Source organism: Burkholderia sp. BCC1977 (genome assembly GCF_905339595.1).
Taxonomy (GTDB): domain Bacteria; phylum Pseudomonadota; class Gammaproteobacteria; order Burkholderiales; family Burkholderiaceae; genus Burkholderia.
Window position 1 is genome coordinate 1 of record NZ_CAJPGQ010000024.1, and the last position, 14,464, is coordinate 14,464.

General features: G+C 66.4%; 18 protein-coding genes. 10 read left to right on the forward strand and 8 right to left on the reverse strand.

The genetic code is table 11. The annotated features are described in order from the left end of the window. On the forward strand, window positions 1-184 hold a 184-nt coding region (locus tag U5771_RS20105), incomplete at its 5' end, for an electron transfer flavoprotein subunit alpha/FixB family protein (protein ID WP_321968445.1). Between the two features lie 320 nt (window positions 185-504). Here U5771_RS20105 and U5771_RS20110 read toward each other — a convergent pair. Continuing rightward, window positions 505-1,791, reverse strand: a complete 1,287-nt coding sequence (locus tag U5771_RS20110; protein WP_322025607.1) for a D-amino acid dehydrogenase — start codon at window positions 1,789-1,791, stop codon at window positions 505-507. A 145-nt stretch (window positions 1,792-1,936) separates the two neighbouring features. Here U5771_RS20110 and U5771_RS20115 point away from each other — a divergent pair, with 145 nt between their 5' ends. Both U5771_RS20115 and U5771_RS20120 read left to right on the forward strand, forming a co-directional pair. Then, a complete protein-coding gene (locus U5771_RS20115; protein ID WP_006762687.1) occupies window positions 1,937-2,425 on the forward strand; it encodes an Lrp/AsnC ligand binding domain-containing protein in 489 nt (162 codons plus the stop codon). A 91-nt stretch (window positions 2,426-2,516) separates the two neighbouring features. After that, window positions 2,517-3,695: a PA0069 family radical SAM protein gene (locus U5771_RS20120; RefSeq protein WP_322025608.1), complete on the forward strand. Its 1,179-nt coding sequence runs from the start codon at window positions 2,517-2,519 to the stop codon at window positions 3,693-3,695. Window positions 3,696-3,712: 17 nt separating this feature from the next. Here the strand turns inward: U5771_RS20120 and U5771_RS20125 are convergent, their stop codons facing one another. Both U5771_RS20125 and U5771_RS20130 read right to left on the reverse strand, forming a co-directional pair. Continuing rightward, a complete protein-coding gene (locus tag U5771_RS20125; RefSeq protein ID WP_269504249.1) occupies window positions 3,713-4,180 on the reverse strand; it encodes a TM2 domain-containing protein in 468 nt (155 codons plus the stop codon). A 110-nt stretch (window positions 4,181-4,290) separates the two neighbouring features. Then, window positions 4,291-5,430 (reverse strand): PQQ-dependent sugar dehydrogenase, encoded by a 1,140-nt coding sequence (locus U5771_RS20130; protein ID WP_322025609.1) that lies wholly within the window; start codon window positions 5,428-5,430, stop codon window positions 4,291-4,293. A 153-nt stretch (window positions 5,431-5,583) separates the two neighbouring features. Here U5771_RS20130 and rpsP point away from each other — a divergent pair, with 153 nt between their 5' ends. The 6 genes from rpsP (at window position 5,584) to U5771_RS20160 (ending at window position 9,710) form a co-directional block, all read left to right on the forward strand. Continuing rightward, on the forward strand, window positions 5,584-5,838 hold the full coding sequence (gene rpsP / locus U5771_RS20135) for a 30S ribosomal protein S16 (protein WP_006476550.1): 255 nt from the start codon (window positions 5,584-5,586) through the stop codon (window positions 5,836-5,838). 42 nt (window positions 5,839-5,880) lie between these two features. Continuing rightward, the gene (gene rimM, locus U5771_RS20140) at window positions 5,881-6,558 is read left to right on the forward strand and encodes a ribosome maturation factor RimM (protein ID WP_322025610.1); all 678 of its coding nucleotides are present in this window, start codon (window positions 5,881-5,883) and stop codon (window positions 6,556-6,558) included. Beyond that, a complete protein-coding gene (gene trmD / locus U5771_RS20145; protein ID WP_322025611.1) occupies window positions 6,558-7,352 on the forward strand; it encodes a tRNA (guanosine(37)-N1)-methyltransferase TrmD in 795 nt (264 codons plus the stop codon). The genes rimM and trmD overlap by 1 nt, the downstream gene beginning before the upstream one ends. A 133-nt stretch (window positions 7,353-7,485) precedes the next feature. Continuing rightward, a complete protein-coding gene (gene rplS / locus U5771_RS20150) occupies window positions 7,486-7,878 on the forward strand; it encodes a 50S ribosomal protein L19 (protein ID WP_085039768.1) in 393 nt (130 codons plus the stop codon). An 87-nt stretch (window positions 7,879-7,965) separates the two neighbouring features. Further along, the gene (locus U5771_RS20155) at window positions 7,966-8,652 is read left to right on the forward strand and encodes a CoA pyrophosphatase (protein WP_322025612.1); all 687 of its coding nucleotides are present in this window, start codon (window positions 7,966-7,968) and stop codon (window positions 8,650-8,652) included. Between the two features lie 119 nt (window positions 8,653-8,771). Beyond that, entirely contained in the window at window positions 8,772-9,710 is a 939-nt protein-coding gene (locus U5771_RS20160) for a CobD/CbiB family protein (RefSeq protein ID WP_044844813.1), read from the forward strand. 77 nt (window positions 9,711-9,787) lie between these two features. Here U5771_RS20160 and U5771_RS20165 read toward each other — a convergent pair whose 3' ends face one another. From U5771_RS20165 to U5771_RS20175, 3 genes are read right to left on the reverse strand one after another with little or no spacing between them, the layout of a single operon-like run. Further along, entirely contained in the window at window positions 9,788-10,105 is a 318-nt protein-coding gene (locus tag U5771_RS20165; protein ID WP_011351362.1) for a putative signal transducing protein, read from the reverse strand. A 59-nt stretch (window positions 10,106-10,164) separates the two neighbouring features. Then, window positions 10,165-11,106 (reverse strand): ribosome small subunit-dependent GTPase A, encoded by a 942-nt coding sequence (rsgA, locus tag U5771_RS20170; protein WP_322025613.1) that lies wholly within the window; start codon window positions 11,104-11,106, stop codon window positions 10,165-10,167. After that, window positions 11,103-12,362, reverse strand: a complete 1,260-nt coding sequence (locus tag U5771_RS20175; protein WP_322025614.1) for a M48 family metallopeptidase — start codon at window positions 12,360-12,362, stop codon at window positions 11,103-11,105. The genes rsgA and U5771_RS20175 overlap by 4 nt, the downstream gene beginning before the upstream one ends. A 125-nt stretch (window positions 12,363-12,487) precedes the next feature. On the opposite strand from U5771_RS20175, the gene orn reads away from it, so the two are divergent. Next, window positions 12,488-13,108 carry an oligoribonuclease gene (orn, locus tag U5771_RS20180; RefSeq protein WP_322025615.1) on the forward strand — a complete coding sequence of 207 codons (621 nt, stop codon included), beginning with the start codon at window positions 12,488-12,490 and terminating at the stop codon, window positions 13,106-13,108. 34 nt (window positions 13,109-13,142) lie between these two features. Here the strand turns inward: orn and mog are convergent, their stop codons facing one another. Both mog and yjgA read right to left on the reverse strand, forming a co-directional pair. Next, window positions 13,143-13,751 (reverse strand): molybdopterin adenylyltransferase, encoded by a 609-nt coding sequence (mog, locus tag U5771_RS20185; RefSeq protein ID WP_322025616.1) that lies wholly within the window; start codon window positions 13,749-13,751, stop codon window positions 13,143-13,145. Beyond that, the gene (gene yjgA, locus U5771_RS20190; protein WP_322025617.1) at window positions 13,735-14,340 is read right to left on the reverse strand and encodes a ribosome biogenesis factor YjgA; all 606 of its coding nucleotides are present in this window, start codon (window positions 14,338-14,340) and stop codon (window positions 13,735-13,737) included. The genes mog and yjgA overlap by 17 nt, the downstream gene beginning before the upstream one ends. Window positions 14,341-14,464 lie beyond the last annotated feature (124 nt).

The following is a 14,464-nucleotide window of genomic DNA, read 5'->3' on the forward strand; positions in this document are numbered from 1 at the left end:
ACCGCAGCTGTACATCGCGGTCGGCATCTCGGGTGCGATCCAGCATCTGGCCGGCATGAAGGATTCGAAGGTGATCGTCGCGATCAACAAGGATCCCGAAGCACCGATCTTCAGCGTGGCCGACTACGGCCTCGTCGGCGATCTGTTCGCGCTCGTGCCGGAACTCGTGAACGAGCTGGGCTGACGCGGCGTGACTTGACGCTTCGGCGGCAAGTACGCAAGACGAGGGGCGCGATGAGCGCCCCTTTTTTATGCGATGGCAGAAGAGGGCGGGGACGTTCTTCGATGCAGGGGGCCGCGATCGCACAATGCCGCACGGAACAGGTTTTCGTGCGGGCAGGTGGGCCCGAAGCGTCGATCGTCGGCGCGAAGGGCGACGAGCGTGCGCGCGTTGGCGCAAGCCCTGTTCCTCGCCGACATCGCATTCGCTGTAACGAAAAAGGCGCCTCACGGCGCCTTTTTCGTCTATGCCGACCGGCCTGCGTCGCCGTGGGCCGTCCTGGCTTATGCGTACGCCGGGCGTGTCTGGCCGGCCACGTCCTTCAGGTAGCGATGCACCGACAGGTCGTCGGCCTGGATCGCCGGCTTCTTGCCCGAGATCAGGTCGGCGAGCAGCTGGCCCGACCCGCACGACATCGTCCAGCCGAGCGTGCCGTGGCCGGTGTTCAGGAACAGGTTCGAGACCGGCGTACGGCCGACGATCGGCGTGCCATCCGGCGTCATCGGGCGCAGGCCCGTCCAGAAGGTTGCCTTCGACGTGTCGCCGCCGCCCGGGAACAGGTCGTTCATGCACATTTCGAGCGTCTCGCGGCGCGCGTCGCGCAGGTTCTTGTCGAAGCCGACGATCTCCGCCATGCCGCCGACGCGGATGCGCTGGTCGAAACGCGTGATCGCGATCTTGTAGGTTTCGTCGAGCACCGTCGACACCGGGGCGGCCGCCTCGTTGACGATCGGCGCGGTGATCGAATAGCCCTTCAGCGGATAGACCGGGATCTTCATCAGGTTCGAGATGAAGCGGGTCGAGTACGAGCCGAGCGCGACGACGTACGCATCCGCGCGCACCGTCTCGCTGCCGCACTGCACGCCGGCGATCTTGCCGCCCGCGATCGCGAGCGCATCGATCGGCGTGTTGTAGCGGAACTTCACGCCGAGCGATTCCGCGAGCGCCGCGAGGCGCGTCGTGAACAACTGACAGTCGCCCGTTTCGTCGCCCGGCAGGCGCAGGCCGCCCGTCAGCTTGTGCGATACGGCGGCGAGCGCCGGTTCGGCATTCTGCAGTTCGGCCGGCGACAGCAGTTCGAACGGCACGTTCGCTTCCTGCAGCACCGCGATGTCCTTCGCCGCGCCGTCGAGTTGCTGTTGCGTGCGGAACAGCTGCAGCGTGCCGCCGGTGCGGCCTTCGTACTGGATGCCCGTGTCGGCGCGCAGCGCCTGCAGGCAATCGCGGCTGTATTCGGCGAGGCGGACCATGCGGCCCTTGTTGACCGCATAGCGGTCGGCCGTGCAGTTGCGCAGCATCTGCCACATCCACTGGAGCTGGAAGCGCGTGCCGTCGAGGCGGATCGCGAGCGGCGCGTGCTTCTCGAACATCCACTTGACGGCCTTCAGCGGCACGCCGGGTGCGGCCCACGGCGCCGCATAGCCGGGCGAGATCTGGCCGGCGTTCGCGAAGCTCGTCTCGAGCGCCGGGCCGGCTTCCCGGTCGATCACCGTGACTTCATGACCTGCGCGCGCGAGGTAATACGCGCTTGCCACGCCCACCACACCGCTGCCCAGAATGACGACTCGCATAGCTGCTCCAGATGGAAGGGATCAGGTCGAGGCCGGGCGCACCTGCGTCTCCGTGTAACCTCTAGCTGATCTAGTTTTTTGCGCTATGGTATTGTCGAATGTGTAGGTTTTGTTATCGTATTTTTCAGGTTTTCAGAATAAACAAATGAGAACGCAACGCCAGCCAGTACGCTCGCTCGACAAGCTCGACCGGCGCATCCTCAAACTGCTCCAGGACGACGGCCGGATGGCGATGAAAGACCTCGCGGAACAGGTCGGGCTGACCGTCACGCCGTGCATCGAACGCGTGCGGCGCATGGAGCGCGACGGCGTCATCACCGGCTATCACGCACGCGTCGATCCGGGCCAGCTCGGTGCCGCGTTGCTGGTGTTCGTCGAGATCACGCTCGGCCACAAGGGCGGCAACATGTTCGAGCAGTTCCGCCGCGAAGTGATGAAGATCGACGAGGTGCTCGAATGCCACCTCGTGTCCGGCGACTTCGACTACCTGATCAAGGCGCGGATCGGTGAAATGGCCGACTATCGCAAGCTGCTCGGCGACATCCTGCTGCAACTGCCCGGCGCGGTGCAGTCGAAGAGCTATGTCGTGATGGAGGAGATCAAGGAGACGCTGACGATTTCGGTCGGCGAATGACCGCGACCGTGGCCCGCTGACGGTCCCTCTTTCTCGCCCTTGGCATGCTGCACCCAATACTGTATAAATATACAGTATTGGGTGCAGGCGAATGGGTGAGCGCATGGACGGTCTGTCCGACAACGAATTTCCGATAGCGCCGCCGGCGCCCCGCAAGGGGCGCGGTGCGGTCGACAACCTTCAGGGCCGGTACGAAACGGCGCTGCGCGAAGCGGTCGACGACGGCTGGACACACGAGTCGGACGACGTCGATCTGCCTGCTCCGCTGCGCACGCAGGTGTTCGAGGAGCGCGCGAAGAGCATCCTGACGCACAACCAGTCGCCGGATATTCCGTTCAGCGTGTCGCTCAATCCGTATCGCGGCTGCGAGCATGGTTGCATCTACTGCTTTGCGCGGCCGACGCACAGCTATCTCGGCCTGTCGCCGGGGCTCGATTTCGAGAGCCGCATCTATGCGAAGGTCAACGCGGCCGAACTGCTCGAGCGCGAGATTGCGCGCAAGCGCTACGTGCCGGAGCCGATCGCGCTCGGTGTCAACACCGACGCATACCAGCCGGTCGAGCGCGATCTGCGCATCACGCGCAGCGTGATTCAGGTGATGCACGATCACGGGCTGCCGTTCGCCGCGATCACGAAATCGTCGCTGATCGAGCGCGATCTCGACCTGCTGGCCCCGATGGCCGAGCGCGGGCAGGTGATGGCCGCGGTCACGATCACGACGCTCGACGCCGATCTCGCGCGCACGCTCGAGCCGCGTGCGGCGACGCCGGCGCGCCGGCTGCGCACGATCCGCGCACTGCGCGACGCGGGCGTGCCGGTGGGCGTCAGCATTGCACCGATGATCCCGTTCGTCACCGAGCCGGACATGGAGCGCGTGCTGGAAGCCTGTGCGGAAGCCGGCGCGACGCACGCGAGCTACATCATCCTGCGGTTGCCGTGGGAAGTCGCGCCGCTGTTCAAGAGCTGGCTCTCCGCGCATTTCCCCGATCGTGCGGAGCGCGTGATGAACCGCGTGCGCGACATGCGCGGCGGGAAGGATTACGACTCGGATTTCTCGAAACGGATGAAGGGCGAGGGGATCTGGGCCGACCTGTTGCGGCAGCGTTTCCGTCAGGCCGTCAAGCGGCTCGGGTTGAACGAGCGCACGAACGGCATTCTGGATCTGTCGCAGTTTCGCGGTGCGGCGGCGGCCGGGGGAGCGGCGCAGCGCGCGGTGGCGGGCGCAACCGGCGCGAAATCGCGCGACGACATGCAGTTGAGCCTGTTCTGACCGATGCGCGCCGGCGCTTACTGCGAGATTTGCTTCGCCGCTTCGACTTGCGACTCGAAATACGTCTGGAACGACAGCGCGAGCGCGGTCATCAGCAGGAACGCGCCGATCAGCAGCGAGAAGATCACCACGAAGATCACCGTCCAGCCGGACCGGCTGTGCTTGCCCGTGTCGGCATTGAATTGCGCGTCCCATTTCTCGTCGGGGCGCAGGCCATAGACGAGCGCGGCGAGGAACGCGGCCAGCAACGAGATCGCGCCCGGCACGGCGAGCCACCAGCCGAGGCCGGCACTGCGCTGGGTCGCGGCGAGCAGCAGGAAACCCGGGATTCCGACGATCGTCGCGAGCAGGTGTGCCCAGCCGTACACGTCGCGAAAGCCGTACAGGTAGAAGCGGTGCGCGCCGAGCGAACCGAACAGGAACGCGAGGGCTGCGGTGAGCGTCTTGGAGCGGAAGCGGCGGGACGGTGCGGTGCTGCTGGACATGGGTGGCGGTGGATTATCGTTGGCATGGGTGGCCGGCAGGCCGGCGCGGGGCGCTCGGCCCGGCACGCATTCTACGATGCCCGGTCGGGCCCGGTCACCCCTCGCCTGCGTCAAGGTGCCGCATAGGTGACACGATAGATGGCGCCCGCGTAGTCGTCGCTGACGAGCAGCGAGCCGTCCGGTAGCGGCAGTACGTCGGCCGGGCGTCCCCAGGCGGTGCCGTCCGCGCGGAGCCAGCCCGTGATGAATGGCGTCTGGCGCGTATGACTGCCGTCGGCCGACACGATCGCGCGCATCACGCGGTAGCCGATCTTCGTGCTGCGATTCCACGAACCGTGCTCGGCTATGAAGATGTTGTTGCGATACGACGCCGGAAACATCGGCCCCGTATAGAAGCGCATGCCGAGTGCGGCGACGTGCGCGCCGAGTTTCAGCACGGGCGGTACATAGCGTCGGCACACGTCGGGGCTCCCGAATTCGGGGTCGGGCGTGTCGCCGCCATGGCAATACGGAAAACCGAAGTCGAGGCCCGCGCGCGGTGCGCGGTTCAGCTTGTCGTCGGGCACGTCGTCGCCCATCATGTCGCGCCCGTTGTCGGTGAACCACAGCTCGCCCGAATCGGGGTGCCACGCGAAGCCGACGGTATTGCGCACGCCGCGGGCAAAGACTTCGCGACCGCTGCCGTCGGCGTTCATGCGTGCGATGATCGCGTATCGGCTGCGATCGGCGAGGCACGCGTTGCACGGTGCGCCGGTCGGCACGTAGAGCTTGCCGTCGGGGCCGAACGCGATGAATTTCCAGCCGTGGTGATGATCGGTCGGCAGCGCGTCCGTCACGACCGCCGGCGCGGGCGGCGCGGCGAGCCGGTCGTCGATGTGGTCGAGGCGCAGGATGCGCGACACGGCGGAGATATAGAGCGCGCCGTTGCGATACGCGACGCCGACCGGCATGTCGAGCCCCGATGCGATCACGTGGCGGGCGGTGATCCGGCCCTCCTGCATCACGAATGCATGCACGCGGCCTTCCCGCGAGCCGACATACAGGATCCCGCGCGGCGACCACGCCATTTCGCGGGCAGTCGGCACGGTGTCGGTCAGCACGTCGACGTGGAAGCCCGGAGGCACGACAAGTTCGTCCACCGGCGGTGCGGCGCAAGCCGCGGCGGATGCGAGACAGGTAACGAGGCCGGTCAGCAAGCCCGCGAGGCGGTGCTGCGCGCGGCGCGCCGGGGTGACGCGAAATAGCGGCATGGCGGCGGGGAGCGTCGTGGACTCGACGATTGTATGCCCGGCGAACAGGGCGTCTGCGGAATTTTTGCGCGTAAGTGTTTGTTGTGGCTTTGGTTTCCGGCTATAATCGCACGTTTCAGTAGTTTCGAACCCGGTTTTCCCGAAGGATTTCATATGGTTATCATCCGTCTGGCTCGCGGCGGCTCGAAGAAGCGCCCGTTCTACAACATCGTCGCTACCGATTCGCGCAACCGTCGTGACGGCCGCTTCATCGAGCGCGTCGGCTTCTACAACCCGGTTGCCACGAAGGGCGAATCGCTGCGTATCGCTCAGGACCGCCTGACGTACTGGCAAGGCGTTGGCGCGCAACTGTCGCCGACCGTCCAGCGTCTCGTGAAGGAAGCGCAAAAGGCGCAACCGGCTGCCTAACATGGCGCGGTGTGCCGGTCGTGCCGGCTGCAAGGAGCATTGATGTCCGGTCACGATTCCGGTAACGCAAAGCGCGGGCGAGCGTCGTTTGGCGCATTCGTCCGCAAGCCGGTCGAGCGCGACACTGTCGCGAGCGCCGGTACGGCTGCCGAGCAGGGCAGTCTCGAAGCGGTGCAAGCCTGGCCCGACGATGCTGTCGAGGTCGGGGCAGTGGTCGACGCCTACGGCCTGAAGGGCTGGGTCAAGGTGGCGACGCATGCCGACGCCGGTCGCGGCGGCGATGCGCTGCTCAACGCGCGCCGCTGGTGGCTGGAACGGGGTGGGGAGCGGTTGTCCGCCCGCATCCTGCAGTCGAAGACGCACGGCGACACAGTCGTCGCGCATACCGCGGATGTCAGCGACCGCGATGCCGCACTGGCTTTGCGCGGCTTTCGCGTGTTCGTGCGCCGGGAAGATTTTCCGGCATTGGCCGCGGACGAATTCTATTGGGTCGACCTGATCGGCCTCGAGGTCGTCAACGAGCAATCGGTGGCGCTCGGGACCGTGAGCGGGATGATCGACAACGGCGTGCATTCGATCCTGCGCGTCGAGTATCCGGCAGTCGGCAAGGATGGTCAGCCGACCACCGACGAACGGCTGATTCCGTTCGTCGGCGTCTACGTCAAAACGGTGGATCAGGCGGCACGTCGCATCGTTGTCGACTGGGAAGCCGATTACTAATGAACCAGGTTACGGAGAGCGCGGTGCAGTTCGACGTCGTCACGCTCTTTCCCGAAATGTTCCGCGCGCTGACCGACTGGGGAATCACCAGCCGGGCCGTGAAGCAGGAGCGCTTCGGGCTGCGCACCTGGAACCCGCGTGATTTCACGACGGACAACTACCGCACGGTCGACGATCGTCCGTACGGCGGCGGTCCGGGCATGGTGATGCTGGCCAGGCCGCTCGAGGCCGCGATCGGTGCCGCGAAGGCGGCGCAGGCGGAGCAGGGCGTCGCGAGCACGCGTGTGGTGATGATGTCGCCGCAAGGTGCGCCGTTCACGCACGAGCGTGCGGTGCGGATGGCGCAGGAGCCCGGTGTCATCGTGCTGTGCGGCCGCTACGAGGCGATCGATCAGCGTCTGCTCGACCGTTGCGTCGACGAGGAAATCAGCCTCGGCGATTTCGTTCTGTCCGGTGGCGAACTGCCGGCGATGGCGATGATGGATGCCGTCGTGCGCCTGCTGCCCGGCGTGCTGAACGATGCGCAGTCGGCCGTGCAGGACAGCTTCGCCGACGGGTTGCTCGATTGTCCGCATTACACGCGCCCCGAGGAATACGAGGGGATGCGTGTGCCGGACGTGCTGCTCGGCGGGCATCATGCCGAGATCGAGAAGTGGCGGCGCCAGGAAGCATTGAAGAATACGTTGCAGAAGCGGCCGGACCTGATCGTCCGGGCGCGCCGCGAGAAGTTGTTGAGTCGTGCCGACGAGGCGTGGCTTGCGAACCTCGCACGCGAAGCGAAGAACGCCTCCTGAGGCGGCGTCGCGGGCGGGAAATGGCGGTGCCGTGCATGCGTGTGCGGTGCCTGATGTGAATCCATCCTCTATCGGGGCCAGGCCTGGAAGCAGGCGGGTGCCAACGCCGATACGATGGCATAAGGAGTCAGTAATGAATCTGATCGCAAAACTTGAGCAGGAAGAGATCGAGCGCGCGCTCGCCGGCAAGACGATCCCCGAATTCGCCCCGGGCGACACGGTGATCGTGAACGTGAACGTGGTTGAAGGTACCCGCAAGCGCGTTCAGGCTTACGAAGGCGTCGTGATCGCGATTCGCAACCGTGGCCTGAACTCGAACTTCATCGTCCGCAAGATCTCGTCGGGCGAAGGCGTCGAGCGTACGTTCCAGACGTACTCGCCGCTGCTGGCGAGCATCGTCGTGAAGCGCCGCGGTGATGTGCGTCGTGCGAAGCTGTACTACCTGCGCGAGCGTTCGGGCAAGTCGGCTCGTATCAAGGAAAAGCTGGTGTCGAAGGATCGCGCCGCAGCAGCTTCCCAAGAGTAAGAGCTGTAAGGAAAAAGCACCCACCCGGGTGCTTTTTTCATTCTGGCGCGACAATATGCTCGATACGTCACGAACCCGAGAGCCCCATTGAATCGCCGCCCCATCATTGATCCCGAAGTGCTGCCGGTCGAAGGCACCGGCGCCGGCCTGCCGTTCATCGATTCCTGCCTGATGACGCCGCCCGGGTTGCGCGAGCGTTTCGCGCGCACGCTCGAATGGAGCGTCGAGCCCGACGAGGTGCGGCTGCAGGAGGGCGTCGATCCGCGTAGCGCCGCCGTTCTGATCCCGCTCGTCGTTCGCGAGAGCGGCCTCACCGTGCTGCTGACCCAGCGCGCCGATCACCTGAACGACCATGCCGGGCAGATCAGCTTCCCCGGCGGCCGGCGCGAGCCGTTCGATCGCGACGCGACGGCGACCGCGTTGCGCGAGGCGAAGGAAGAAATCGGACTGGCCGCCGAACCGGTGGAGATTCTCGGTGCGCTGCCCGACTACCTGACAGGGACCGGCTTCTGCGTGACGCCCGTCGTGGCGCTCGTGCATCCGCCGTTCACCGTGCAGGCCGACACGTTCGAAGTCGCCGAGATTTTCGAGGTGCCGCTCGCGTTCCTGATGAGTCCCGCGAACCACCAGGTGCGCGTGTTTCGCTGGGAAGGCGGCGAGCGTCGTTTTTTTGCGATGCCCTATCCGAATGGCGAATCGGCCGGGCATTACTTCATCTGGGGCGCAACTGCCGGCATGTTGCGCAATCTGTACCGCTTCTTGGCAGCCGGATGACCTGCCGCGCCGTCCGGCGCACGCGGCCGGCCGCCGGGCGGCCGCATCGTCAGCCATGCGCCGCTTACGCTGTGCTATCGTTATGCAAAAAATGACATAACTCCGAAGACGGCGCACGCATGACTTTCTTTTCGGTTCTCCTCGCTCTCATCATTGAACAGGTCCGCGCGTTGTCGCCGAGCAATCCGGTGTTCGCGCTGTTCCAGTTTCATGCGGAAACCGTCGCGCATGGCCTCGACGCCGGCAAGCAAAAGCATGGCGTGCTCGCATGGCTCGCGGTCGTGCTGCCATGGGTGCTGATCGTCGCGCTGATCTACTTCCTGCTGTACAAGGTGAGCTTCGTGCTCGCGTTCATCTGGAACGTCGCCGTCGTGTATTTCACGCTCGGCTTCCGCCAGTTCAGCCACTACTTCACCGATATCCATCTCGCGCTCAACAACGACGACGTACCGCGCGCGCGTGAAATCCTGCACGAGTGGACGGGCCTCGATACGGTCGACATGCCGGTCGGCGAAATCGTCCGTCATACGCTGATTCATGCGGTCGTTGCGTCGCATCGCCACGTGTTCGGCGTGTTCTTCTGGTACGTGCTGCCGATCGGTCCGGCCGGCGCCGTGCTGTACCGCATCTCCGAATATCTCGCGCGCAGCTGGTCGACACCGGGCGACGATCGCACGGCTGCGTTCTCGACGTTCGCGCAGCGCGCGTTCTTCGTGATCGACTGGATTCCGTCGCGGCTGACCGCGCTCGGCTTCGCGATCGTCGGCAACTTCGAGGATGCGATCTACGCGTGGCGCAATCACACGCGCCAGTGGCCCGACCCGAACGACGGCGTGCTGCTCGCGGCCGGCAGCGGCGCGCTCGGCGCGCGCCTCGCGGGGCCGCTCGCGGAGCCGTCGAGCCTCGACGCGCTGGCGGTCGGCGACAGCGGTCCGTTGACGGTCGGTGATGATTGCACGCCGCGCACGCTGCAGTCGGCGGTCGGCCTGGTGTGGCGCGCCGTGATCCTGTGGATGATCCTGCTGTTGATGCTGACGCTGGCCGTCTGGGTATCGTGATGCGGCAGCGCAGTGCGCGATGAAATGAGAAGGCCGGCGTCATGCCGGCCTTTTTGCTGTGCGTCAGGTCGACCCGCTCAGTCGTCGAGCGGATCGCGCACGGCGCCGCATTGCCAGCAGGCCGTGAACTGGGCTTCGAGCGCCTCGCCGCACTGGCGGCAGCGCCACGGCGCGGCACCGGCCGACGGGCCGTGCGACGCGGCGTCGAGGAGCCGCCGCGCGAGCGCATCGTCGCGCTCGTCGTCGAGCCACAGCTCGGGGGTGCACGCGTCGGCGGGCAGGCCGCCGAGCGCACCGGTCGCGTAGCAGTTGTGCAGCTCGCAGCCGATGCCGGCCACCTGCAGCACGTTCGCCCAATGCTGCGCGGTGGCAAGATCGGGGGCCTTGAAACGCATCGCGGCTCCTGTCGGTGAAGGCCGGGCCGGGGCCCGGCCGCCTTCTGCCCGCCGTGCGGTCAGCGGACGATCTGGCTTGCCTCGTGTACGAGCTGCGCGTAAAGCGCGTGCCGCGACGGCGCAATGCGGCCGTCGGCGATGGCTTCGAGAATCGCGCAGCCCGGCTCCTGCAGATGATGGCAATTATAGAAACGGCAGTCCGCGAGCAGTGGGCGGAATTCCGGAAACGCGCGTTCGAGGCGGCCTTCCGTCAGATGATAGAGGCCGAACTCCTGGAAACCCGGCGAATCGATCAGCGCGCCGCCGCCTTCGAGCGGGTAGAGGCGCGTGAAGGTCGTCGTGTGGCGGCCGCTGTTGAGCGCGGCCGAGATTTCGCGGGTCGCGGCCTCGGCATCGGGCACGAGCAGGTTCACGAGCGTCGATTTGCCCATCCCGGACTGGCCGAGCAGGATCGTCGAATGCCCGGCCAGATGCGGCATCAGCTGCTCGCGCGCATCGTCGGGCGCGCCCTTCACCGACAGTTCGAGCACGTCGTAGCCGAGCGCGCGGTAGGGCGCGAGGCGCTCGCGGGCGACCGGCAGCGCCGCCTCGACGTCGATCTTGTTCAGCACGACGAGCGGCTTCAGTTCGTTCGCTTCGGCCGCGATCAGTGCGCGGCCGAGCAGGTCCTCGCTGAAATAGGGCTCGGTCGCGAGCACGATCAGCAACTGGTCGAGGTTGGCCGCGAACAGCTTCGACTTGAACTGGTCGGAACGGTACAGCAGGTTGCGCCGCTCGCCGATCTCGACGATCACGCCCTGGTCGGCCGACGCCTGTTCGTACACGACGCGGTCGCCGACCGCGATCTCGCTTTTCTTGCCGCGCGGGAAGCACTGCAGCATCGGGCCGCCGTCGTCGGGCGCGACGATGTAGTGGCGGCCGTGCGCCGCGATCACGCGGCCTTCGACACGCGGCGCGCCCGACGCGCGCGGGGCCGGCTTGCGGGAGGTCGGCCGGCTCATGCGTGCTGCATCAGGCGGTCGATCCGCTGCGACGCGGGCGGATGCGAGTAGTAGAAGGCCGTGTAGACGGGGTCCGGCGTGAGCGTCGACGCGTTGTCCTCGTAAAGCTTCACGAGCGCGCTGACGAGATCCTGCGCATCGGTCTGGCTGGCCGCGAACGCGTCGGCCTCGAATTCATGCTTGCGCGACGTGAGGCTGCTGAACGGCGTCGCGAAGAACAGGAATACGGGGATCGCGAGGAAGAACAGCACGAGCGCGGCGCCCGCGTTGCTCGTGTCGAGCGACGGCGTGACGCCGAGCCCGGTGTAGAACCACGTGCGCTGAGCGAGCCAGCCGAGCAGTGCGAGCAGCACGAGGCTCAGCACGAACGACACGAGCATCCGTTTCATCACGTGGCGGCGCTTGAAGTGGCCGAGTTCGTGCGCGAGCACGGCCTCGATTTCCTGGCCGGTCAGCCGCGCGAGCAGCGTGTCGAAGAACACGATCCGCTTCGATGCGCCGAAGCCCGTGAAGTACGCGTTGCCGTGCGCGGAACGGCGGCTGCCGTCCATCACGAACAGGCCCTTCGCCGCGAAGCCGCACCGTTTCATCAGCGACTCGATACGCGTGCGCAGCGCCTCGTCCTTCAGCGGTTCGAACTTGTTGAAGATCGGCGCGATGAAGGTCGGATAGATCAGCAGCACGAGCATCTGGAACCCGACCCAGACGATCCAGGTCCACAGCCACCACAGGCTGCCGGCCTGGTTCATCAGCCACAGCACGACGAACAGCAGCGGCAGGCCGAGCACGGCGCCGAGCAGCGTGTTTTTCAGCATGTCGGTAAAGAACAGGCGCTTGGTCATCCGGTTGAAGCCGAACCGCTGTTCGATCCCGAACTGACGGTAATACTCGAACGGCACGTCGATCACGCTCGTGATCACGAGCACGGCGGCGACGAGCGCGACCTGCTGCCCGTAGCCGCGACCGAACCAGCCCGTCAGCAGCGTGTCGAGGGCGCCGACGCCGCCAAGCAGCGTAAGGCCGACCAGCACGGCCGCGCTGACGACGATCTCGAACATCGCCAGCCGGGTGCGGTCGACCGTGTAGTCGGCCGCGCGCTGGTGGGCGGACAGCGGAATGGTGGCGCTGAACTGCGCGGGCACGCCGTTGCGGTGCGCGGCGACGAAACGGATCTGCCGCGACGCGAGCCACAGCTTGGTGACGACCATCGCGAGCACGGCGATCGCGAACAGCAGGGTGAACGAAAAGGGTGACATCGAAGGCGCCAAAGGGTTCTATGCGAGAATTATATGTTCTTGCGGACCGGGCCCGCTCACGCGATGCCGGCCGCCCGGGCGGCGCCGCATCGGCGGGCCCGGTCCGCCATTTTCCAGGATGACTCATGACCGATACCGCCGCTTCCGCCAGCCAGCCCGCGCTCGTGCGCAACGAGTTGAACCTCGTCTGGCTCGACATGGAGATGACGGGCCTCGACCCGGATAACGACCGCATCATCGAAATCGCGGTCGTCGTGACCAATTCCACGCTCGACATCGCGGTGGAAGGCCCCGTGTTCGCGATCCACCAGAGCGACGAAACGCTCGCGAAGATGGACGACTGGAACAAGTCGACGCACGGCCGCTCGGGCCTGATCGACCGCGTGCGCGCGTCGACCGTGACCGAGGCGGACGCCGCCGCGCAGCTGCAGGCGTTCCTCGCGCAGTACGTGTCGCCCGGCAAGTCGCCGATGTGCGGCAACTCGATCTGCCAGGATCGCCGCTTCATGGCACGCTGGATGCCGGAATTCGAGCGGTTCTTCCACTACCGCAACCTGGACGTCAGCACGCTCAAGGAGCTGTGCCGCCGCTGGCAGCCCGCGATCTACAAGGGCTTCCAGAAGCGCGCGATGCACACGGCGCTCGCGGACATCCACGAGTCGATCGACGAGCTGAAGTACTACCGCGAGCATTTCCTGATTCCGGCCGCGTCGACGCCGGCAGGCGAGTCCGCGCCGGCCGCCTGAGCGGGCCGGCACGCGCTCGGCGCTCGGGATACGCTCAGCGCTGCGCGCTCTTCGGCCGGAACGCCGCGACCACCGCGGCGTCGGTCTCGATGTACGGGCCGCCGATCAGGTCGATGCAGTAGGGCACTGCCGCGAAGATGCCGGGAACGGTCGACTTGCCGGCGGCGTCGCGCAGCCCTTCGAGCGTTTCCCGGATCGACTTCGGCTGGCCGGGCAGGTTGATGATCAGCGCCGCGTGGTCGACCGTCTCGCGGATCACCGCGACCTGCCGCGACAGGATCGCGGTCGGCACGAAATTCAGGCTGATCTGCCGCATCTGTTCGCCGAATCCCGGCATTTCCTTCGTCGCCACGGCCAGCGTGGCCTCCGGCGTCACGTCGCGGCGCGCGGGGCCGGTACCGCCCGTCGTCAGTACCAGATCGCAGCCGGCGACGTCGACGAGCTCGGCCAGCGTGGCGGAGATCGTCGGTGCGTCGTCCTGGATCAACCGGGTTTCGGCGCGCCACGGCGAGCGCAGCGCACCGGCGAGCCATTCCTGCAGCGCCGGAATGCCCTTGTCCTCATAGACGCCCGTGCTGGCGCGGTCGCTGATCGACACGAGGCCGACCACGAGCTCGTCCGGGTGGTTACGCTTCGTCGTCATGGTCGTCTCCGGCGTCGTCCGGCGCTTCGTCTCCGTCCGCCTCGCTCATGCCGCCCGCGGTCTTGATCCATTGGAACAGCTCGCGGAAATAGCGCGGCGGCTTGCCTTGCTGCGCTTCCTTGCGTGCGTTGCGGATCAGCGTGCGGCCTTCCTGGATGTCGGCTTCGGGGTGCTGGCGGAGGAATTCGGTCAGTGCGTCGTCGTTCGCGAGCAGCTGTTCGCGCGTGCGCTCGATCCAGTGCAGGCGGGCCGTTGCAGCCTTGTTCACGCCTCGCTGGGCGTCGAGCGCGGTGCGCAGCGCGGCCGTTTCCTCGTCGGTCAGCGAGCGCATCACGCGGCCGACGTACTGGAGCTGGCGGCGCTTGCCTTCGTGATCGGTGATCCGGCGCGCCTCGCGCACGGCGTCCGCGAGGTCCTCGGGCATCGGCATGCGCTTGAGCGCGTCCTTCGGCAGGTCGACCAGGGCCTGGCCGAGCTCCTGCAGCGCGTGCATCTCGCGTTTCAACTGGGATTTGCTGGGGCGATCGTAGCCGTTGTCGTCTTCGTCGACGGCATGCTCGATCGGCTGGATTCGGGTTTTGCGTGTCATGGGCGGCATTGTATCGCGGCCCGGACACCCCAAGCTTGTCGGTATGTGGCCCCGGACCTTGCTATGATCGCGGGATACGCAACATTTTGAACATGCGGGCGCCCGCCCGCCACCGGATACCAAG